The 22554-nt window shown below is 38.1% G+C and carries 26 protein-coding genes; 2 read left to right on the top strand and 24 right to left on the bottom strand.

Annotated elements, in window-relative coordinates:
- Positions 1-5 precede the first annotated feature (5 nt).
- The 24 genes from cmk to RMA94_RS12590 all read right to left on the bottom strand — a co-directional run bounded on the left by cmk (position 6) and on the right by RMA94_RS12590 (position 18665).
- Positions 6-686, bottom strand: coding sequence for a (d)CMP kinase (gene cmk / locus RMA94_RS12705; RefSeq protein ID WP_005069521.1), 681 nt, complete (start codon positions 684-686; stop codon positions 6-8).
- A 10-nt stretch (positions 687-696) separates the two neighbouring features.
- Positions 697-1137: an SRPBCC family protein gene (locus RMA94_RS12700; RefSeq protein WP_014206600.1), complete on the bottom strand. Its 441-nt coding sequence runs from the start codon at positions 1135-1137 to the stop codon at positions 697-699.
- A 70-nt stretch (positions 1138-1207) separates the two neighbouring features.
- Positions 1208-1711, bottom strand: coding sequence for a tRNA adenosine(34) deaminase TadA (gene tadA, locus RMA94_RS12695; RefSeq protein WP_002121378.1), 504 nt, complete (start codon positions 1709-1711; stop codon positions 1208-1210).
- Between the two features lie 5 nt (positions 1712-1716).
- Positions 1717-2841 (bottom strand): enoyl-CoA hydratase/isomerase family protein, encoded by a 1125-nt coding sequence (locus tag RMA94_RS12690; protein ID WP_311083225.1) that lies wholly within the window; start codon positions 2839-2841, stop codon positions 1717-1719.
- On the bottom strand, positions 2838-3551 hold the full coding sequence (gene ung / locus RMA94_RS12685) for a uracil-DNA glycosylase (RefSeq protein WP_311083223.1): 714 nt from the start codon (positions 3549-3551) through the stop codon (positions 2838-2840). Before ung ends, RMA94_RS12690 begins: the two co-directional genes overlap by 4 nt.
- Positions 3552-3604: 53 nt before the next feature.
- Positions 3605-4201, bottom strand: a complete 597-nt coding sequence (locus tag RMA94_RS12680; protein WP_002121363.1) for a 6-carboxytetrahydropterin synthase — start codon at positions 4199-4201, stop codon at positions 3605-3607.
- 227 nt (positions 4202-4428) lie between these two features.
- The gene (gene gspK / locus RMA94_RS12675) at positions 4429-5388 is read right to left on the bottom strand and encodes a type II secretion system minor pseudopilin GspK (protein WP_311083219.1); all 960 of its coding nucleotides are present in this window, start codon (positions 5386-5388) and stop codon (positions 4429-4431) included.
- Positions 5389-6204, bottom strand: a complete 816-nt coding sequence (gspJ, locus tag RMA94_RS12670; RefSeq protein WP_311083217.1) for a type II secretion system minor pseudopilin GspJ — start codon at positions 6202-6204, stop codon at positions 5389-5391.
- Positions 6204-6584 carry a type II secretion system minor pseudopilin GspI gene (gspI, locus tag RMA94_RS12665; RefSeq protein WP_017482272.1) on the bottom strand — a complete coding sequence of 127 codons (381 nt, stop codon included), beginning with the start codon at positions 6582-6584 and terminating at the stop codon, positions 6204-6206. Before gspI ends, gspJ begins: the two co-directional genes overlap by 1 nt.
- The gene (locus RMA94_RS12660; protein ID WP_060465739.1) at positions 6574-7128 is read right to left on the bottom strand and encodes a type II secretion system protein; all 555 of its coding nucleotides are present in this window, start codon (positions 7126-7128) and stop codon (positions 6574-6576) included. The genes gspI and RMA94_RS12660 overlap by 11 nt, the downstream gene beginning before the upstream one ends.
- 6 nt (positions 7129-7134) lie before the next feature.
- Positions 7135-7743, bottom strand: coding sequence for a TetR/AcrR family transcriptional regulator (locus tag RMA94_RS12655; protein WP_005069536.1), 609 nt, complete (start codon positions 7741-7743; stop codon positions 7135-7137).
- Positions 7744-7779: 36 nt separating this feature from the next.
- Entirely contained in the window at positions 7780-8553 is a 774-nt protein-coding gene (locus RMA94_RS12650) for a TatD family hydrolase (RefSeq protein WP_311083213.1), read from the bottom strand.
- Between the two features lie 17 nt (positions 8554-8570).
- Positions 8571-8912, bottom strand: coding sequence for a PilZ domain-containing protein (locus RMA94_RS12645; RefSeq protein ID WP_002121335.1), 342 nt, complete (start codon positions 8910-8912; stop codon positions 8571-8573).
- A gap of 10 nt (positions 8913-8922) precedes the next feature.
- Positions 8923-9903, bottom strand: a complete 981-nt coding sequence (locus RMA94_RS12640; protein ID WP_311083211.1) for a DNA polymerase III subunit delta' — start codon at positions 9901-9903, stop codon at positions 8923-8925.
- Between the two features lie 13 nt (positions 9904-9916).
- Positions 9917-10678, bottom strand: a complete 762-nt coding sequence (gene kdsB, locus RMA94_RS12635) for a 3-deoxy-manno-octulosonate cytidylyltransferase (protein ID WP_044100054.1) — start codon at positions 10676-10678, stop codon at positions 9917-9919.
- Between the two features lie 9 nt (positions 10679-10687).
- On the bottom strand, positions 10688-11698 hold the full coding sequence (lpxK, locus tag RMA94_RS12630; RefSeq protein ID WP_284086246.1) for a tetraacyldisaccharide 4'-kinase: 1011 nt from the start codon (positions 11696-11698) through the stop codon (positions 10688-10690).
- A gap of 2 nt (positions 11699-11700) precedes the next feature.
- On the bottom strand, positions 11701-13428 hold the full coding sequence (gene msbA, locus RMA94_RS12625; protein WP_311083205.1) for a lipid A export permease/ATP-binding protein MsbA: 1728 nt from the start codon (positions 13426-13428) through the stop codon (positions 11701-11703).
- A complete protein-coding gene (locus tag RMA94_RS12620) occupies positions 13425-13853 on the bottom strand; it encodes a biopolymer transporter ExbD (protein WP_204084885.1) in 429 nt (142 codons plus the stop codon). Before RMA94_RS12620 ends, msbA begins: the two co-directional genes overlap by 4 nt.
- A 15-nt stretch (positions 13854-13868) precedes the next feature.
- A complete protein-coding gene (locus RMA94_RS12615; protein WP_005069550.1) occupies positions 13869-14504 on the bottom strand; it encodes a MotA/TolQ/ExbB proton channel family protein in 636 nt (211 codons plus the stop codon).
- 50 nt (positions 14505-14554) lie between these two features.
- Positions 14555-15442: a ParB/RepB/Spo0J family partition protein gene (locus RMA94_RS12610; protein ID WP_311083202.1), complete on the bottom strand. Its 888-nt coding sequence runs from the start codon at positions 15440-15442 to the stop codon at positions 14555-14557.
- Positions 15439-16221 (bottom strand): ParA family protein, encoded by a 783-nt coding sequence (locus RMA94_RS12605; protein WP_002121458.1) that lies wholly within the window; start codon positions 16219-16221, stop codon positions 15439-15441. The genes RMA94_RS12610 and RMA94_RS12605 overlap by 4 nt, the downstream gene beginning before the upstream one ends.
- Before the next feature lie 21 nt (positions 16222-16242).
- The gene (rsmG, locus tag RMA94_RS12600) at positions 16243-16875 is read right to left on the bottom strand and encodes a 16S rRNA (guanine(527)-N(7))-methyltransferase RsmG (protein ID WP_032057021.1); all 633 of its coding nucleotides are present in this window, start codon (positions 16873-16875) and stop codon (positions 16243-16245) included.
- 87 nt (positions 16876-16962) lie between these two features.
- Entirely contained in the window at positions 16963-17652 is a 690-nt protein-coding gene (gene murU, locus RMA94_RS12595) for an N-acetylmuramate alpha-1-phosphate uridylyltransferase MurU (RefSeq protein ID WP_002121402.1), read from the bottom strand.
- Entirely contained in the window at positions 17652-18665 is a 1014-nt protein-coding gene (locus tag RMA94_RS12590) for an aminoglycoside phosphotransferase family protein (protein ID WP_068929464.1), read from the bottom strand. The genes murU and RMA94_RS12590 overlap by 1 nt, the downstream gene beginning before the upstream one ends.
- A 120-nt stretch (positions 18666-18785) precedes the next feature.
- On the opposite strand from RMA94_RS12590, the gene RMA94_RS12585 reads away from it, so the two are divergent.
- Positions 18786-21221, top strand: coding sequence for an LPS-assembly protein LptD (locus RMA94_RS12585; protein ID WP_311083200.1), 2436 nt, complete (start codon positions 18786-18788; stop codon positions 21219-21221).
- A complete protein-coding gene (locus RMA94_RS12580; RefSeq protein ID WP_311083198.1) occupies positions 21221-22531 on the top strand; it encodes a peptidylprolyl isomerase in 1311 nt (436 codons plus the stop codon). Before RMA94_RS12585 ends, RMA94_RS12580 begins: the two co-directional genes overlap by 1 nt.
- The last annotated feature ends 23 nt before the right edge of the window (positions 22532-22554 follow it).

Below are 22554 nucleotides of genomic sequence, written 5' to 3'. Positions count from 1 at the left end.
ATTTACTAAATAGTACGGCTATCGACATAATCAACCATTAACTTAAATACCTGATCGATCGTTAATTCCGAACTATCAATGATATAAGCATCTTTGGCTGGCTTGAGCGGAGCAACTTCTCGCTCCATATCTCTTTTGTCTCGTGCCTGTATATTAGCTAAAATGTCGTTTATTTTAGCATCTAGCCCCATACCCTGCAACTGTTTTACTCTACGCTCAGCACGCGATTCAGCCGAAGCTGTCAGATAAATTTTAGCATTTGCTTCAGGAAAGATAGATGTTGCCATATCACGGCCATCTGCAACTAAACCAGGACTTTGCGCAAAAGCTCTTTGTCTTTCAAATAGTGCCTGTCTAAGCTCTGGAACCACTGCAACTTTTGAAGCGTACTCACCAACTCGCTCTGTACGGATTGTTTGAGATACATCTTCTCCATCCAAAAAGACCAAAATCCCTGAGGTAGACGTTTCAAATTTAATGTCCAGTTGACGTGCATATTGGATACACTCATCAAGCTGACTGTCTAATTTCTCTAATAAATCGTGTTTATGTAATGACAACCCCAATAAACGATATAAGGCACCCGAATCAAGTAAATGATATTGATAATGTGCTGCAAGTTTTGCGGCCAATGTTCCTTTACCCGAACCACTCGGACCATCAATAGTAATAATTTGAACTGTCATTGAACTCTCACTAAGAAGCAAATGCTTTAGCTAATCTCGAAAAGCCTAGTGTAATGGCTAGTTTTAGCTGTGCAAGGATTAATTTACTGACCACTGGCGCTTTTGCCGTTAACTCGATGCGGTATGTAACTAAAGTAATGTATGGTGTGATCTCAGAAAACTCGATTCTGCCTAAATGGTGTTTAATCAAAGGATTGTCTATTAATTTATACTCAATACTTTTATTTTCTTCCAACAATGTAATTTCTTCTTTAAGTGGCTTAATTGGACCAAATCCCATACGTCGAATTGAGCCTAAACCATCAGGTCTTTTAGAATCTGCGGAGTCTTTAACACGCACAACTTGTAAAGGTGCAAAAGCAGTATTGTAAGTTGAATGCTTAGAGAGCAAATTAAATACATCAGTAAGAGGAGCATTAAATTCTTTTTCTACGGTAATTACATTACGCATTGGATCGTCCTTATTAAATAGAATCATGACATTAAAACTGCGTTAGTTTGCCATAAGAGTATGTTAATTTTTAATCATTTAAGGACGTTTTTTGTTGTTTCTCTTGTTTCTTTTGCTCACGTCTTTGTTTAAAAAAATGGCTAAGCTGTTGAGCACATTTTTCTTGTAGACAACCATTCTGAAATGTAAACCTATGATTATAATAACCTTGCTGTAATAACTGACGTGCACTCACCAAAGAACCTGCTTTAGGTTCTGGCGTACCAAAAACTACATGTTTAATTCTTGCATGTACGAGCGCACCTACACACATAGTACATGGCTCAAGAGTGACATATAAAGTTGTATCTTCGGGTAATCGATAATTTTCTAAAGAGGAACACGCTGCACGGATAGCTTGAATTTCTGCATGTGCAGTTGGATCTAATAAAGTAATTGGAGCATTATAACCAGATCCAATTACTCGATTTTGGCTCACCAGAACCGCTCCAACAGGGATCTCACCCTGCTGAGCAGCTAATTCAGCTTGCTCGTAAGCAAGCTGCATCCAGTATTCATCACTATATTCAGTCATTTATTTTAGGTGATCACACCGTGTTGTCTAAGTAAGGCATTCCAGCTATCAATTGAAGTTACTGGTGGACAATCAGCCAATATACCTCTCAAGCTTAGATCGTCACATGGTTTCCATTCAGGTGATAAATCCTTATCAACTAAGCGTGCGCGAACACCTTCCACAAAGTCAGGATGACGTATTTTCCACTCAGAAATCTGAGCCTCTAGATCAAAGACCTCATCCCATGAGTGAATTTGTTTGCCCCATTGCCACAGTAACCAAGTAATTGCCGCAGTACTAGGAGATCCTTTTTGCAAATTCTCACTCGCTTGACGTAACCAATCACTGCTCGCATCACGTAAGCTAACAATAGCTTGATAGTCTTGTTCAAAATTAAAACCACGGCAAACGCTATGAATTACATCAAGTGAGTTTTGCAATGGACCTGCCGCAACAGGACGGTGCAAACTATTTAAAGTATCATCAATTGCTCGGAAATCCCCTGCAGGATAATGAGCCCAGTTAATATTTAAAACTTTTTGCAAAACATTATCACGCTGAGCTTCACAAATATGTGTTGCCCAACCGATGCTATACGCCCCAGCAGCAGTCATAATTGAACCAGTTAAACCCGTAAACAAACCTATTGGACCACGATCTGCCAAGAAACGGCTCGCACCAACATCAGGATATAAACCAATATTAATTTCAGGCATTGCTAAACGTGAATATGGCGTCACTAGACGGAATGGTGCAGCCATAAACAGGCCTAAACCACCGCCCATTACATAACCTTCTCCCCAAACCACAACCGGTTTAGCATAATTATGTAAAAGTAAATCTAAAGCATATTCCTGCTGGAAGAACTTATTTGCGGTATCGACTTCTCGATTTATAACAAGTTGGCGTAATTTTCTAACATCACCACCTGCACAAAAAGCTTTTGGTGTAGTTGAGTCTAACCAAATTGCTTTAACCTGTTCATCGTCACGGAAATCTTCAAATACACGCAATAATGCCGTTACGATTGATTCGTCTAAAGCATGTAACGATTTAGGACGATTCAAACGTACTATACGCCAGCCGTTTTTTGCTTCTTCAACCACCAAGTCCGGGTGATAGTTATTTACATTGGGAGAGTTCATCATGCGTCCAATTGCCAGTCTATGGGCTCAATGCCATGTTGTTTCAAATATTGATTTGTTTTTGAAAACACTTTGCATCCAAAAAATCCCCCTCTATTTGCAGCAAGAGGTGATGGATGTGCGGCTGTTAAAACCAAGTGTTTATCTCTATTTATACGTTGTCCTTTGCGCTGTGCATAAGCACCCCACAAAATAAATACTATATGTTGTCTCTGTTCATTTAGAACATCAATAACTTCATCAGTAAAGGCTTCCCAACCCTGCTTTTGATGTGAAGTCGGCTGTCCAGCCTCAACGGTAAGCACACTGTTGAGTAAAAGCACGCCTTGCGTAGCCCATTTTGTTAAGTCACCATGACGAGGAGCCGGAATACCCAAATCTGTATGTAGTTCATGAAAAATATTGCGCAAAGATGGTGGTAATGCAATACCTTTTTGAACAGAGAAACTTAATCCATTCGCTTGGTTTGGCCCGTGATAGGGGTCTTGACCTAAAATCACAACTTTCACATCAGCTAATGGTGTGGTATTTAAAGCATTAAAGATCTGTTTACTAGGCGGATATATTATTTTCTGAGCTTGTTTCTGTTGAAATAAGAAATCGCGCAAACTATCCATCTGAGGACTTAATAGAAAAGATGCTAAAGATCTTTTCCAACTTTCTTCTAATTGAACTTTACTGAGTTTATCTTGCTGTTGCTCAGTTAATTGCATTAATGTCATCCTAGATCAATTTTCAATTCTACAAATAAAATAAGTAATTCGATTTATACTTCGACTTGCAAATCAACTTGAGGATTATTAAATTTAATCCCTTTTTTCAAGTCTTCATACATTTGTGGATTTGCCCACTCTATCTGAATTTGTTCTGAAAAAACAATTCCATCAAGACTTAAAATACCCATTTGTTCGTTTTGAATATCTTCAATAAAGCTCTGAGCATATCCAGTATCAGTCTCATGAACAATAACAGAATATACTTCAACATCACCTTCCCCATTTTGAGTGACTGTTGATTGTAAAACTTGCTGAGCTAGATAAAAGAAAATACGTGAAAACTGTTCAGCCGACGGTGAAACAGGTAAAGAAATCCAACGAGCACTAAAAGTCTGACATGCATCAATATATTGAGAATCATCTTTTTCCCAAAAACAGATTGCGTGATCAAAGCTGTCGAATAGGTCTTTTATTACTCCTTTTAGGAGTCCAAAATCATAAACCATTTGCCCATGATCTAATTTCGAAGCTTTAAGCAATAACTCAACTTTATAGCTATGTCCATGAATTGATCGCTTACAACGATCCGATGTACAGTTACGTACAACATGTGCATTTTCAAACTTAAATAACTTACGAATTAACATGTGCCAAATCGATCATTCCTTCTAAGAACATTATTATAAAGCAAAAGACGAAAATTTCGCACCACTTTTCAATTAGAAACAATTAGCAAAAAGTATGATAAGACTGATGAAGAAATATTGAATATAAACATATAGAAAGTTTATATTTACTTTAACGTTTAACTTGAGAAAAATTTATAATTACAAACTTCAAAAACATCAAAAGCAAATAAATCATAATTTTTCAATTAGTTAAAAGGCACTATATTTCTAGAATATACATAAACCTGCTTATCACTGCGCATTAAAGCACTTGTAAACTGTCTTTTTCTATTATTTAACACAACCTCAATTTGTGCTTGAAAAAAGTTCGACTTCACATCTAAAAGACTATTAACTTCAGTTTTCTTTTGTGGATCAACTGTTGAAAAAGCATTCAATTGCCATAATTCATCAATATTTTGAAAGAACTTTAAATTCTGTTGGCGTAATTGAAGTTCTTTTTCTATAGTCCCTAAATCTAATTTTTGATCAATACTCGCTAATACTAATGGTGATGCGGTATTAATATTCACTTTTGTATTTTCAGGTAATGCAGAAATGTATGGTGCGATTAAATCATATTTCTTACCTTCAAAACCTCTTACCAATTTCAACTCTTCTATACGATGAAATTTAGCATTTGAAGCTAAATAGCCAGGGTCAAGTCCTTCATAATAATTACTTTCTGCCCCCATAGGTCCAGATGGTTCGTCATCTGGATCTTGCCAATCAATAACTGCTTGACTTAACTCTGCTGGCAATCCTACACGCACAAGCAATCGCTCAAACCAATTTTTAGCAGCTTCGTTTACCTTGCCTTCATTGGTCGTTAAATTGTTTAGATTAAATTTTCCTGACTCATCTAGTAAGCGCCCCGATACGGCTCCATCTTCTATTGGGAAAGGTGGCATTGGCTGAGCCCAACTTTCCTTTAAATGATCGATACCACCAGCATTATTTGTATCTTGAATTAATAATTCAGAAAAAAAAGCTTCTGCACTTTTTGCATAGAGTAATGACTGATTTTGACGCATCAAATAACCCGTATTTTCCATCGTATTAGTTTGATGCTTTGCGATAGAGGCAGCTAAAATTGTAGCCAAAGCAACCATTATCAAAATTGTGAGTAACGCTACACCTTGCTGATTTTTTTTATAGAGTAACATTTATTGACCTCCCTGTTTGGAGAGCGATAAGTCACCTTGGTTTAAGCTATAAATCCACTCATAACTTACACCTGCAACCGTGAGTTGCATTTTTATTCCTTTTGGCAACTTCCTAAATTCATCAGGTTTTGTAGGGTCAATGTTAACTTCAGGCCACTTTGTTACTTCTTGAGGTGTCAAAACCATAATTTGAAGTTGTTCAACTTGGCTCAACAGCGTACTTGATAAGGGTTGCTCTCTATTTGAAGTATTTAAGTTACTATATTTAAGGCGATAAAGCTTTTTTTGATCAGGATCATATCGATATTCGATACGCTCAAAAGGTGATAATCCTTGCTTTAATGGATCAGTAACACCCGCCTTACTAAAGCGGAGAACTTGATTATCAATCTCTAAAGCTGGACGTAATTGCCCGCCTTGATTGGCTGATAAAGGTATAATTTGCAATGTATCACGCAAAACTTGTTGATAAGCATCTTGTAATTCAAATAGCTGCACTTCATGTTGAGTATTACGATCGCGAACTTTTAATAAATAGTCAAAAACCTTCCAACCCAACAAAGATAAAATAGCAAAAATTGCAATTGAAACTAAAAGCTCAACTAAAGTAAATCCTGAGGCACGAGTTAATCGAGCACTGCTCGATCGTGTCGCAAGATGAGAAACTATGTTTCGAGTGTGAGAGTCTTTAAAGCAATGCTTTGTCTGAGTGCAAGGCGAAGAGCTTTGCTCGGAGTAACCCCTCATCATCTGCTCCGATCGTACCGCAAGACGTGAAGCTAAGCTTGGAGAGCGAAAACTTTTATTCTTTATCATTATTTTGCTTTCATTGGATAATTAAAAAATACCAAGTGAGTAATACCATTTTGAACTTTGCCCTTATCAGAATCATATAAGCTAATTTGTAAATCTACTTTCTGAACATTCGGGCTAATTGTAGATTGTGCAGATTTGTCAATCTGCCAAGTTTCGCCTTGAGAAGTAATTTGCTTACTTTGAGTACCTTCAAGCCATTCCTGATTTATCTCCATTAAAGCAACTTCATTCATTGCCACAAACTGAGCTTTTGTTCTAAGAATTGCATTTGAGGTAGATTGAGTATATTGCATGGCTACTTTAGTTAACGCGACAGCCGCTACTGCAAAAATTGCTAAAGCAACCATTACTTCTAATAGAGTAAAACCTTTAGATTTCATTTATTTTACCCAAATGATCAATTTGTATTTCTGAACCAATTGGTTTTTGTTCAAAGTAAAACTGTATTTTCACAGTTTTAGCTTCACCGTTACCGAACCAGATTAACTGGGGAGCCTGCCCTCCAATTAAATCAGTATTCGTAGCTTTTGAATAGTTTTGCTCATCTAAAGGTTGTATTGTAAACGATACATGTTTAGGCAACTGGCGTGTATTAAACTCAGAATATTTCTGCCAGCGATTTTTTAAATCTTGGACCTGTAATTTACTCTGGTCGTGATACTCATACAATTCATAAGAAAATGGTGAAACATCTGTTTCACTGACAGTAGATAAAGCTAAAACACGAGACTGATCAAGCGACTCTTTACCAATTTTATGCATATCAAGCAAAAATAACTCTCTTGCTTGCATCGCTTTCTTTTGGTCAACCCCACCTATGTTGAGTACAACTAGAGAGGTCATAATCGTCATAATAACAATCACCACCATCACTTCTATGAGAGTAAAACCTTTTTGGGATTTAAGTGGTGATTGAGATTTCATATCGACCTAAGCATATTGCTCAACAGCTTGTTTAGGTAAGGCCAAAGCCTGATCAATATAAGCCACTCTTAAAGTGTCTCTTGAACCTAAATATCGTTGATAAAAACTTGAATTGAGAATAGCTGCCGCACCATGAGTTAATGACCAAATAGAAGCAAGATAATCTCGTGTAGGCATACTGCTTTGAATAGATTCTAAGTAGTGGTCTGTCATGCGAATGATAATTCGCAATCTCTGTTTACGCACTTGATAAAGTTCGTGAAAAAGATGATGTACGCCTTGAGCAGTGATTGAGAGTTTTTCCTCAATTTGATGGAATAAAACTGTTCGCTCAGGATGATGTAAATGATGCAACATGAAAAAGGCTAAATGTTCCGGAAAGGCCTTTTCAGTATCTTGAACCATTTCAAGTAACATACGCTCATTACGAATGATCAACAGCATGTACAACTCATCTTTACTTTGAAAGTGTTTGTACAAAGTTCCTTTTGCTAGATCAAGCTCAGCAGCCAAGACATCAAGTGTCATTCCGGCTTCGCCATTTTCTAGCAATAATTGTTCCGCAACCTGAAATATTAATACTTCTCTTGCTCGGAACTGAGCCTGACGATCCATCTTCACGCAATTACTCTCTTATATAGTTTCTATAACCTAAATCGCTTTTAGCAAGTTCTCAAAATTTTGTGAGGTGATCATTGCAATTTCCTCAATCGATTTATCATATACATCACTGAGCGCTTTGGCTACATAAGGCACATATTTTGGTTCATTTGTTTTACCACGATATGGGACAGGTGCTAAATACGGGCTATCTGTTTCAATTAAAAGGCGATCTAGTGGAACCTGTTTAGCTACATCGCGTAAATCTTGAGCATTTTTAAATGACACAATACCGGAAAAAGAAATGTAATAACCACAATCAAGCACAGCTTTAGCAGTTTCCCAATCTTCAGTAAAACAATGCAGAATCCCATGTGTTGAGTGTTCAGCACGGATAATATCTACCGTATCATGCTTTGCTGATCGGGTATGAACGACAACTGGTTTTTTTACAATTTTTGAAGCTTGGATATGTCTTGCAAAACACACCTTTTGCTCTTCAATAAAATCTGTACTGTGATAATAGTCCAGTCCAGTTTCACCTAAAGCCCATACTTTTTCTGATTGAGCCAATTCAACCAAATATTCAGTTGTTGCACGTGCCATTGTGTCCACATCCTCACAAGGGTGTACACCTACCGTATAACCAACATCTGCATGTTTCTTTGCAATCTCAGATAGTGCAATATGGTCATCGAGATCAACGGAAATTGCCATAAACTTAGACACTCCTTCTGCTCGCGCCGCTGCAAGCACAAGGTCCAGATCACCGTTATAAGGCGTTAAATCTAACATCGTTAAATGGCAATGCGTATCAACAAACACTTTTCTTTCCTATTTAATTACATCGTATAACTTGGACGGTCTAGAGACATACTACCAGCCAAAACTCGTTCTGCCTCAGTTTTATAGTAAATTCCCTTATCTCCGCTTAACTGAATAGCAAAACCTTGAGGTTTAAATCCACTTTGCTTATGGGAGATCCAGATTACCTTACCTGTTAGAGGAATTTTTTGAGACTGCTCAGGCAAAGTCGCTAAAATGAAAATTTCTTGTCCCATCTTTACCTTTTGTTTTGATGGTACGAATAGGCCTCCACCTTGCACATATCCCATATAGCTTGCTTGCAAAGTAGCTTTATCAGGAATATTTACCTGAATAATCCCCCCCATTTGCGGCTGCATAGTTTTCCCCTTAAATATTCATTAACGTTATAAATAATTGATCAATAATAAGTTGGCTTTGTACATTTTGTTCAACAAGCTTTTTTGCTTGCTGTAATTCACTATAAATATTAAATAAGCTTTCTAAATCATAATATGGGCTTAACTGATCAAAATCTAAATCAGTATTTTTCTGTGGTTGGTTTAGCTTGACACAAATTAAATCACCCAACAAGTATTCAAAAAGCATTATAAAATCATTAAAACTTAATTCTTTTTGCCATTTGCCTGAGAAAAATAAAGGCATATTTTTTTGAGCAACAATTTTAAGCCAATCATTTAAGAAAACTTGCCTTTTCGCAAACCAGTCACTTTGAGCAATTTCTATTGCTTGTAAAGGCATATCATTAGATAAGCCAAGCAGTAAATCAGGCTGTACTTCCGCAAGTTCAGATAAATGCTCATTCAAATAAGAAGTAGCTTGCTCATATGAAATACGATCTAAAGCGAAATGTTGCAATCGGCTACGAATAGTGGCCGGTAGTTTAAGATAGTGATCAGCTAATAAAATTAAAACAACACGCTCACCTGGTTCTTCTAAAGTCTTTAGCAAAGCATTTGAAGATGCCAAATTAAGTGCTTCTGCAGGCTCAATCACAATAACGCGCCAACCTTCTCCCGTTTGTTGTACGAAAGGTAGTAAGTCACGAATCTTTTCTATTTTAATTTTTGCATTCTGTTTTTTATTTTCTTCATCCGTTGTGATATGAACATAATTGGGATGAGTGTCTGATTTTAACCATTGGCAACTACTACATTCACCACAAGAGCCCTGCGGCTGCTTATTTAAACAAAGTACCCATGCCAAAAACTGCTTAGCAAAAGCATGTTTTCCACAACCTTGCTTGCCGTAAAATAAGAGACCATGTCCAATATTGGGAAACCTTGTTGTCAAGGTGTCCCATGTTGTTTGCTGCCAAGGATAAACCTTTGAAGTTACATTCGGATTCATTAAAAATTAACGCTTATTCAAAAGATTCAACAGGCATACTATTTAAGCGATCAAGATCAGCTTGAGTGTCCACACCTGGTGGTAAATTGGCTTCGGCTACAGCAATTGCAATTCGATGACCATTTTCCAAAACACGTAATTGTTCAAGGCTCTCCAACTTTTCAAGCTTCCCCATATCCCATGTTACGTATTCTTGTAATAAGTTCACTCGATAAGCATATAAACCTAAATGACGAAATGCTTGTGAATGTAAAGTCGGTTCATCATGCTTAGCCCCATCTCGATCATAAGGAATGGTAGCCCGGCTAAAATATAAAGCTTCATTTTGTTTAGACATGACTACTTTTACAATACTGTCACGCTGGAACTCATCTAAGGTATGAATCGGCTCACACAACGTAGACATTGAACAATTTGGTTTATCAACCAAAAGTTCTGCAACTTGCTGAACAAGTTGAGCTGGCAATAAAGGTTCATCACCTTGAACATTTACAATAATATCGTCTGCATCCCAACCCTTAATGCGAGCCACCTCACTTAAACGGTCTGTACCCGAAGGATGATCAGCACTGGTAAGAACTACATCAATTCCATCTGCACGGCAGATCTCAGCAATACGTTCGTCATCTGTTGCCACGCACAAATCATCAAAACCTTCGACTTTTTTTGCCTGATCCACTACACGTAAAATCATAGGACGGTTATGAATAAGCAACAATGGTTTACCTGGCAAACGCGAACTTGAGAAGCGTGCTGGAATGACGATGTGTTTCATTTTTTCTTCCTAAGATAATTGAATATCAAGTTCTTGCAATTGCATTTTTAAAACCTGATAACACTGTGTAGACAGGACAGCTTTAACAGGAACTACCCAAATAGATTGTTTAAATTCAGGATGTTTTTCAAGTAATGGTAATAGTTTAACTGCATCTTTTTCAGTTGTAATAAGTGGCAGCTCGTCATTAAAAATTAAATCATTGATTGTGTAATCATGATGATCGCGAAATGCATGCTCTTGGAATTGCTTCAACCCTAGATCTTTAAGTGTTTGATAAAACCGTTGAGGAAAACCAATACCAACTACAGCATGATAATTATTCTCAAGATCAAAGCTTGGTTTAGAATTAGATAAAGGGTTAAGTAAATATGGCTGTCCTGTCTCAAGATACATGTTTAATTCTGTAGCAGGTTTATGAGTATGCTCAATCACTGTTCCAGTTTCTAAACGTTCAACAGGCTCTCGCAGATAACCTTCAGGTAATAGTTTTTTATTCCCTAAACCACGATTTTGATCCAGTACAATCCACTCGATCTGTCGATCTAATGCCCAATGCTGCAACCCATCATCACTAATAATCAAATCTATTTCTGATGACTCAAGCAATAACTCTATTGCGGCCTGCCTATTAGGGCCTACTGCCATTGGTACACTTGTAGCCTGAACAATTAATGCTGGCTCATCCCCAGCTTGAGCTACTTGGCCTCCCGAGGTAACCAGCAGTGGAAAAGGACCATTACCCCCATATCCCCGACTAATTACCCCTACTTTTACATTATGCTGCTGTAGATAATTCACCAGTTGTATTAGCAAGGGAGTTTTTCCACTTCCACCTACTGTGATATTACCTATAACCATCACAGGTACAGGCGCTTTATAAACTTGCTTAAAACCTGAATTATAAAGATTACGATTTAGTAAAAACCCAGCCCGATACAAACAAGACAATGGACGTAAAACAATCAACCAACTCGATTGTTTATTCCATGCATTCTGGATCAGCTGGGCTAATGACATGCTTAGTTATCCTCGAAATTACGCTGATGTAATTGATAATAAGCACCATGTTTGGCGAGGAGTTCTTGATGAGTACCTTGTTCAACAATTTGTCCTTGATCCATCACTACAATACGATCAGCATTCTCAATTGTTGATAAACGGTGAGCAATGACAATCGTAGTGCGGTCTTGCATCGCTTCATCAAATGCTTGCTGAATAAAATGTTCAGATTCATTATCAAGAGCACTTGTAGCTTCATCTAAAATTAGTATTGGAGCATTCTTTAAAATTGCTCGAGCAATAGCAATTCGCTGACGCTGACCACCGGATAAGTTTAGGCCCTGTGCCCCTAAAACAGTATCATAACCATTTGGTAAATTCATAATGAAGTCATGTGCATATGCAGCTTTTGCAGCGGCATGAATTTCCTCATCTGATGCACCTTGCAACTGACCATACGCAATGTTTTCACGAACAGTACGATTAAATAATACAACTTGCTGATTTACCATTGCGATTTGAGTACGCAGACAAGAAAGCTCAATGTCATTAATTGGCAAACCATCTAAGTAAATTTGCCCACTTGATACTTCTTGGAAACGTACCAACATATTAACTAATGAGCTTTTACCAGCGCCTGAACGTCCAACTAATGCTACAGTTTGACCAGGAAGAATATCTAAAGAGAAATCTTTAATAGCCTGTATGCCATCAGCATAATTTAATGCCACATGATCAAAACGAATCGCACCATTTAGTTTAGGTTTCAACTGACCATTATTTTGCTCTTCAGGCAAATCCAATAGTTCAAAAACAGAATGAGCTGCTGCTAAACCACGTTGTAACTTTTCATTAACGTCAGTTAAGTTTTTTACTGGTTTTGCTAATAGACCAGCAGCTGTAAGGTAAGCCACGAACTCACCAGCACTAGTATTACCTAAAATTTGTGGTCGTAAAGCTAACCATACAATAAGGGCCATCGCACAAGCCATTACTACCTGAACCACAGGGCTATTCAGGTTTTGTACAATTACCATTTTTAAACCGCGTTTTAAGTTTTCTTCCGATGACTTATAGAACCGTTCTTGTTCAGACTCTTCACCAGCAAAAGTTTTTACTACAGCATTACCATTGATACTCTCTTGAACAACGTGGTTCACGTCACCCATCGTATCTTGAACCTGTAATGAGAGTTTTCGCATACGTTTTGAAGCTTTACGTACCAATACACCAATTACAGGTAAAAATACAAAAATACATAGCGTAAGGCGCCAATTGGTATAAAACAGGTAGCCTAACAGTCCCAGAGTAATCATCCCATCTCTAACAATGGTTCTTAATGACTCCGAAGAAGCTGCCGTTAGCTGCTCAACGTTATACATAATCTTGGCAGTAATATGGCCTGATGAATTATCGAGGTAATATTGTGCCGGTAGTCTTAAAAGTTTGGCATAAACTTCTTGGCGAATACTAAAAACTAAACTACGTGAAATCACCGCAGTATAGTAACCTCCCATAAAAAGGCCTAAACCACGGAAAAAAACCAATAAAATGATTAATAATGGGAACCAATCCAAATCACCTCTACTGCCATTTTGGATTGCATCAATAATAAATTTAATCAATTTAGCAACGGAGACTTCTGTTGCTGAGTTAATACCGAACCCGATAAGAACTAATAAGGCCACGCCCCAATAAGGTTTTAAATAGGCTATGAGACGCAAATAAACCTTAAAATCTTGATTCACTCAGAAAAACCTCTAGAAGGAACTTTGGTACTAATATTGATGTTAACAAAACCGAGTTGTCCTGCTACATCCATAACGCGAATTACATCCTGATGAGACGCTTTGGCATCCGCAGCAATGATGAACATAAAATCACGGCGCTCTTGAGCAACTTGCTTAATCGCAGTACTCAGATCAGCAACCTCTTTAGACGAAAGTGCCTGACCATTTACAGCATAATGACCAGAAGAGTCTACCACGACTTCAATTTTGTGATCGTACTGTTTTGGTGGAACACCTTGTGCATCTGGTAACGTTAAATTGAGGCGACTTGGCTGATTAAAAGTAGTCGATAGTAATAAAAAAACCAAAATGAACAACAAACAGTCAATCATAGGCGTTAAATTGATTTGAATGTCTTCAACCTGAGAACGTTTAAATTTCATCTGGCTATTCACCCATCACCCAACACGACGATGTTCTGCTATAGACGAGGAACGTTTATAGAACAATGAGGCATGAAATAAAGTCGATTGCTGTTCTAGTTCAGCAATATAATCTTGTACTAGTCTTTGGAAATAGCGATAAGCAACTAAAGCAGGAATCGCAATTAACATTCCCACAGCTGTAGTAATAAGCGCTTTAGAAATACCCGGAATCATTAAACTTGGACTACCTGCCGATCCAAAATCAATCACAAGGAATGACTCAATAATCCCGACTACTGTACCAAGCAGCCCTAATAAAGGCGCCACAGCACTCAAAGTCCCCAAGAAATTAATATTTTTCTCTAAATAAGAAATTTCTTGAGAAGCGGCTACTTCCATTTGTGCACGTGCAAATTGCTCGCCATGCTCACGATGATCAAAACCTGCTTTTAAAATGTGAGCCAATGCGCTGTTTTGCACTTCTACATTTTGTTCCAAATTTTCCACAATATCTTCAGTTCTTAACGAACTATCATCGATTAATGCTTTGGGTAGAACTTGTGAACGTCTTAACCGAACAAAACGTTCAATGCTGATCGCAACAGTTAAAATTGAGCACAGAATTAAAGGCAGCATCAACCAGCCACCCGCTCTCACAAGTTCCCACATATCTTCTTCCCCAAGAATATAAAATTAGAAATATATGACCCAAATACAAATTAATCAGGCAAACAAATATTTAAAATGCCATCTAACTCATCTAAGGTATGGTAATGAATAACAAGCTTTCCCTTACCTTTTTGATTATGATCAATTTTCACATTAGCGCCAAAACGCTCTGATAATTTTTGTGTCAATTGTTCAATATCAGGTGCTACAGGTGCTTTTTCCTTCTCCTGCTTAGGCTCACTTCTATCACGCACCAATTGCTCTGTTTGACGAACAGATAGTCCTTTTTCAATTACGATTTTAGCAACGTCTAATTGATCTTTACCCTTTAACGTCAAGATAGCTCGAGCATGCCCCATATCAAGCTGGCCTTGTTGCATGAAATCTTTAATTTCATCCGCCAAACTCAACAAACGAAGTAAATTACTTACTGTAGTACGTGCTTTCCCTACTGTGTCAGCAATTTCTTGATGGCTCAAACCGAATTCATCATGAAAACGCTGCAAGGCTATAGCCTGATCAATCGGATTTAAATCTTGACGCTGAATATTCTCAATAAGCGCCAGTGCAATAGCAACCTGATCATTTAAATCACGAACAATTGCAGGAATTTCAGTTAAACCCGCTAGTTGCGCTGCACGCCAGCGTCGTTCACCAGCAATGATTTCGTATGGATGTGCTCCATCATCAACTGGACGAATTACAATAGGTTGCATCACTCCATGTTTTTCAATAGAAGATGCTAACTCTTGCAAATCATGCTCATGAATAAAGCGACGTGGTTGATATTCACCACGTTTCAATAAATTTACATCAATTTGTTTCAACTGTCCGTGGTCAAGTGCCTGTGCTTCCAGCTGTAATTTTTCTTTTTGAATTGAACCAAGTAATGCATCTAAACCACGTCCTTTAGCCAATCCGCGTTTTTTGATGCTCATACTTTACTTCCTTTCTTCACTTTACTTTTCTTCAACATCTCAGCTGCAAGATTTAAGTATGCAACTGCACCTTTAGAACTTTTCTCAAAATAGATAACAGGCAAACCATGCGCCGGCGCTTCTGCTAAGCGAACATTACGTGGAACGACAGTATCATAAAGTTTTTTACCGAAATACTGTTCTAACTCAGCAGATACATCACGTGTTAAAGCATTTCGTGCATCGTACATTGTACGTAATACACCAATAATTTCTAAATCAGGATTTAATGCCTTTTGAATACGATCAATAGTCTGGGTTAAATCAGCTAAACCTTCTAGCGCATAATATTCGCATTGCATTGGAATGATTACACTATCTACAGCTGCTAAAGCATTAACAGTAATCAAGCTCAAGCTTGGCGCACAATCCACAATGATAAAATCAAATGAGTTTCGGATTTCATTCAAAGCATTTTTTAGAATAAATTCGCGCCCTTCTTGCTCTGCAATAGCAAGCTCAACACCGGAAAGTTCACGATTAGATCCTAAAACTTTATATCCAACTTCTGCTTTTTGAATAGCTGTTTCAATTGGTACTTCACCAAGTAGAACATCCGTAATCGAATACAAAAGATCGTTCTTTTGAATACCGGACCCCATCGTAGCATTACCTTGTGAATCCATATCTACAAGTAATACACGTTTCTTTAATACAGCTAGAGACGCTGCAAGATTTACTGCAGTCGTTGTTTTACCAACACCACCCTTTTGGTTTGCAATCGCAATAATTTGAGCCATGGTAACCCTAATAATTTTTATTTAAATACGTTGAAGTAAAAGTAAATGACGTTGTTCATCAAGTCTTGGTACGCGCAGCTCAATCACTTTACATGAAAAGTCCTGATTAAGTTGCTCAATTTCCTCAACTGGCACAACTCCTTTCATTGCTGCAATTATACTGCTCTGATGCAAGTATGGCTGAGCTGCATCCACAAAATCCGTTAAAGAAGCAAAAGCGCGACTTGTAATCACATCAAATTGACCAAGCTCATCAATTGTATCTTGATTTTCAACACGTGTTTGCACGGCTACTACGTTTTTTAACTTAAGGTCAGCAATAAACTGTTTCAAAAAACGAATTTTCTTACCATTTGAATCAAGTAATACACATGAGCGTTCCGGCTGACATAAAGCAATGATCATGCCCGGCATACCACCACCTGTACCTACATCAAGCAAACGGCCTGTTGGCAAATCTTTCAAAATACTTAGGCTATCTAACAAATGCTTCACTAACATTTCTTTCGGATCACGAATCGCTGTTAGATTATAAGCTTTGTTCCAAAGTACCAAAGCATCTTGATACTTCAACAATAATGTCAAAGCTTCATCGCTAAGCGATAAACCTAATTTTTGACTACCCTGTTGTAACTCTTGAAAAAACGGATGCATAAATAGATAACATCTAAGTAAAATTTAAAACAAAGTATACCCATTTATGCATCGTGGAACACTAGTTAACGATTAGGGATTACACACTTAATCGTAGAAGCCTTCACGAATTTGCAAATCTAGCTCCATTAAACGCTCAGGCGTTCCCACATCTACCCATGCACCTTTAAGCTTTTCACCAGATATTTTCTGATTATGCATCGCTTGCTTCAATAGTGGAGCTAAAGGACGCTTACCCGCTTCCAATCCGTCAAAAAGTTTAGGATGAATAACTGATAGACCGCTAAAAGTGAGGTTTTCGCCCGTCACATCTTGATCGAATGTAAAAGCGCGCCCATCCAATAATGTAAAGTCACCTTCAGGATGCTGTTTAGGATTATCAACCAACACAAGATGTGCCAAATCATCATTTAGCTTAATATGGCGCAGACCTTCAAAATCCATTGTGGTCCATACATCCCCATTCACCAGAATAAAAGGATCTGTTCCAAGCAGTGGCAAAGCATTAATAATTCCACCAGCTGTTTCTAGCCCTTCATCCTCTCGTGTCCAACGGATATCCACACCAAATTGAGAGCCATCACCTAAACTACTGATGAGCTTGTCGGCCAACCATGCAGAATTGATGACTATTTCAGTCACACCAATTTTCTTAAGTTTTTCAATATGCCACACAATCAGGGGTTTACCACCCACCTCAAGCAGAGGCTTTGGTGTATATAGCGTAAGTGGACGCATACGATTGCCCAAGCCAGCAGCAAGAATCATTGCTTTCATTATGCTGCTACCTCATAGCTACCATATTTCTCGATAAATTTAGGCATCACGTTGTTATTCATAAATACCATAAACTCTTCAAGCTCAGCGTAACCACGGCTTTCTTCAAGCAAATACCACATGACACGTGGTAAATCCTTCAAATAACCCGACTTCCCATCACGTTCAAACAAGCGAACAAAAATACCTAGAATTTTAATATGGCGTTGAATCGCCATTAAATCTGCATCACGTTTAAATTGATCAAAGCTACGGTTTTGTTTAGTCGACGCTGGCAACAGGTCATAAAACACTTTAAACCATTGATAAACACGATCAGCGTTCCATTGAACATACGCATCACGAGTAATCGAAATTAGGTCATATGTATCAGCGCCAATAACAGCATCTTGGAAGTCGATTACCCCTAACTCTTGCTCATCGGTAATTTTCATCAAATTTCGACTATGAAAATCTCGATGTACAATAACTTGAGGTTGGGCTAATGCAGCATGAGCCAAGAAATCAAATGCATTATCAATCGTTTTTTTCTGTTCAGCAGTCGGCTGGATAGAAAGCGACGGTAACATCCAGTCTGTGAGTAGCTGCATTTCCGACATTAATTTTTCGTAAGAATAAGCTGGGAACTGATTAGTCCCGTCAATAGACTGCAATTGAATAAGCTGTTTAAAACTTTGTTCGTAGTATTTATCAACAGTTTCATTAGTTAATAATGTCGACAAAAGCACATCACCAAAGTCCTCTAACAATAGAAAACCTTGAGCCAGATCCTTCGCAACGATCTGAGGCACACGCACACCATGGCTCGCAAAAAACTCGTCAATGGTCACAAACGGAACACAGTCTTCTTTTTCTGGAGGGGCATCCATGAGCATATACGTTTTATTTTGTAACTCGATACGCGCATAACGGCGGAAGCTTGCATCACCTGCTAAAAAAGCGATCTTAAATTGATCATTTTCAAGAACAGATGTAAGCCATGTATATATCAATTGTTCACGTTGTGTATTCATTTGCAATAAAATCTAAAACAAGCTGAGATTTTTGAAGGGTTAAGTGTAGCCACTTATAAACTTTTTCTCTATGATGCGACAATAATTAATTGTGAATTAGCATACTTGGTTAATGAGACAATGAAGCATCAGTTTAAATTTAATCCTTTAGCGACAGCTATTTTTACGCTCTTATGTGGCTCCATACAATCAAGTTATGCTGAGTCAACTGATGTTGTCTCCAATATAGACAATAATCAACTTAAAGCGAGCATCAAGGAAGCTTACCCAGGTCAAGAATTCTTTCAGCAATATTATGTTGATAAATCTGCACCTGAAGCTCAGCTTCGTGACAATAAATATTTAAGCTCGGCATTTTGCCAAGGCACATGGGTTACACCGATTAACCCTGAGACCAAAGCTTTAGATGCCGACAAAGCGACTTCTGTCGTTACGGCTAACTACGGACATTACAATCCAGCGGGTGATTCTGTTTTAGAAGGTGATGTCGTTATTGATCAGGAAGGACGCACAGTTCGTGCTGACAAAGTAACGATTGATAAGACCCAAACCTTTGCGCATGCACAAGGTCGAGTACAGTTAGCTCAAGGCGGGTTACTTTCACAGAGTGATGAAATTAATTACAACCTAAAAACCCAAACCGGGAATTTAGACAATAGTTTTTATATTTCTGAACAGCAACATGCCCATGGTCACGCAGGAAAAATCGAAAGAACCTCACCAAACGTTATGGTTCTTAATGATGCAACCTATACGACTTGTCCCCCAGGCCAAAAACCTGGTTGGAAAATCCAAGCCAATAAAATTGAGTTAAATCAAGAAACTGGACGCGGCGTAACTCGTGGAACAAAATTATATGTTAAGGACGTTCCTGTTCTAGCTGTTCCCTATTTTAACTTCCCGATTGACGACCGCCGTACTACAGGTATTCTCAACCCACAATTTGGTTTCTCAAACGATGGTGGTGTTGAGCTTTCTGTTCCGGTTTATTTAAACCTTGCACCTAACTATGATTTGACACTTACTCCGCGATATTTAGCAGACCGCGGTGCAATGCTAAAAGGTGAATTTAGATATTTAACTGATGGCTTTGGTGCTGGTGAAATGTGGGGTGGCATCTTGCCATCTGATAAAGGTTATGATGACAAAGATCGTAAAGATTTCCATTTTTTACATAATTGGGATATCAATGATCAATGGTCTACTAACCTCGAATATAACTATGCATCAGATAAAGATTACTTCTCTGACTTAGATAGCAGTCCTAACTCTAAAACAGATCTCAACTTACGTAGAGCTTGGGAACTTAACTACCAACATGGTATTCCAGGATTAAAAGCACAGCTTAAGGTCGAAGATTTCCAGACACTTGATCCTCAAGTTAAGGATGCAGACAAACCATATGCACGTTTACCACAATTCTTATTAAATTACGTCACTGGCAATCCACTAGGACTACAATACGAATTTAATAACGACACTGCTTACTTTAAGAAATCAATTAATGATGATTCTGCTCAAGAAAGTAGTGGTACACGTATTTATAACCAGTTCGCAACGCGTTATAACTACCGTACACCAGCAGCTTTTGTGATTCCTGAAGTCTCTGTACGTTCTATTCAAACGTTTTATGATAAAGATACTCAGTTAAATAACCCTGGTGGTTCTGAAAATAAATCAGTCGTTGTACCTCAATTTACTTTAGACACTGGGCTAAACTTTGAACGTGATGGTAAGTATCTACAAACTCTTACACCACGTGCTTTCTATGCATATGCGCCATACAAAAATCAAGATGGTTACCCTAACTTTGACTCAACCACTGCGTCAGTAAGTTATGATCAATTATTTAACCCTTACCGTTTTTATGGTCATGACCGCCTAGAAGACAATAACTTTTTATCATTAGGTGTAAGTTATAGCCTTTTTGACACAGTAGGTTTAGAGCGTTTACGTGCAAGCGTAGGCCAAAGTTACTATTTCGAAGACCGTCGTGTCACCTTACAACGACAACAAGATGAAATTGATACTGAGCGCAACACCGGTCCTGTGGTGAGTCTATCAAGCCAGCTTAACCAAAACTTTACCATTGCTGCCAACTCAGCTTGGATGTCAAATGGTGACAATGCTCAACGTGACTTCCAACTTTACTACACAGGTGATAAAGGAAATCTATATAACCTAGGCTATTTCTATCGTAAAGATATTCTTGGTCGTCAAGATACTTATGACCAAGTTGTTGCATCGTTTATACAACCAATTAAAGACAATTGGCGTATTATGGGCCACGTACAATATGACATGGACAATGATGTTGCCCGTGAACTCTTGCTAGGAGTTAACTATGAGTCATGTTGCTGGGGTATTTCTGTCTATGGCCGTTCATACTATAACGATCTAGACGATCCAAAATCTCCAGATGTTAGTGAAAAGCGCGCGATCATGGCCGAAATTACACTAAAAGGTTTAGGTGGTTTAAACAATAAACTCGCGTCTTTACTTGAAAATCGCGTTTTAGGTTTTAACAAAATTAATCAATCTTGGACACAACGTTAATGAAGACAAAGCATCTTAAACAGTTTTTTAAAGCAACTACACTTGCTGCCCTAATCTCTTCATCAATGCATAGTTTTGCCCAACCCGCTGATGAAGTTGTGGCAATTGTGGACAATAGCGTAATTTTAAAAAGCGATCTTCAACAAGGTATGGCTGAAGCAGCTCATGAACTGCAAGCTCAAAAGAAAGAAGTGCCACCTCAGCAATACTTACAGTTTCAAGTATTAGATCAACTCATCTTGCGTGAGGCACAACTTGAACAAGTTAAAAAATATGGCATCAAACCTGATGAAAAAAGCTTAAATGAAGCAGTCTTAAAAGTAGCAGGTCAATCTGGCTCTAAAAGTTTAGAAGCTTTCCAGCAGAAGTTGGATGCTATGGCACCAGGAACTTATGAAAGTTTACGTGGCCGAATCGCTGAGGATTTAGCGATTAGCCGTTTGCGCCAACAACAAGTGATGTCTCGTATTAAAATTAGTGATCAAGATGTAGAAAACTTCTTAAAATCACCTCAGGGACAAGCTGCGTTAGGTAATCAAGCACATGTAATTCATATGCGCATTTCTGGTGACAATGCACAAGAAGTTCAATCTGTAGCTCAAGAAGTGCGTTCAAAGCTTGCGCAAAGTAATGATATAAATGCTTTGAAAAAACTTTCAACTGCAAATGTAAAAGTTGAAGGTGCTGATATGGGTTTCCGCCCACTGTCTGATATTCCTGCTGAACTTGCGGCTCGTATTACACCATTACAAGATGGGCAAACGACTGACTTAGTTTCAGTACGTGATGGTGTACATGTTTTAAAGCTTCTTGAACGTAAACAAAATGAGCAAAAAGCTTTAGTACCTCAATTTCAAACCCGCCACATTCTCATTCAGCCATCTGAAGTAGTTACTCTTGAGAATGCCAAGCAAATTATTGATAACATCTATAAACGCTTAAAAGCTGGTGCAGATTTTGCAACACTTGCAGCGACTTATTCTAACGACACAGGTTCAGCGCGTGATGGCGGAAGTCTAGGTTGGGTAACCCCTGGAATGATGGTGCCTGAATTTGACAAAAAAATGCAGGAAATTCCTGTAGGTGAAATCAGCGAACCTTTCCAAACTCAATTCGGCTGGCATATCTTACAAGTGACTGAGAAACGTGAAAAAGATATGACACACGAATATCAAGAACGTATGGCACGTCAAATTTTAGGTGAACGCCAATTTAACACCGAGATTGATAGCTGGTTGCGTGAAGTACGTGCAAACGCATATGTAGAAATCAAAGACCCAAGTCTAGACAAAAAGAACTTACAAAAGTAAGTCTTTTTGTCTTTATCAAAACC

Source organism: Acinetobacter sp. V115_6, assembly GCF_031799025.1.
Lineage (GTDB): Bacteria > Pseudomonadota > Gammaproteobacteria > Pseudomonadales > Moraxellaceae > Acinetobacter > Acinetobacter pittii.
This window is presented reverse-complemented; position numbering and strand designations above follow the sequence as displayed.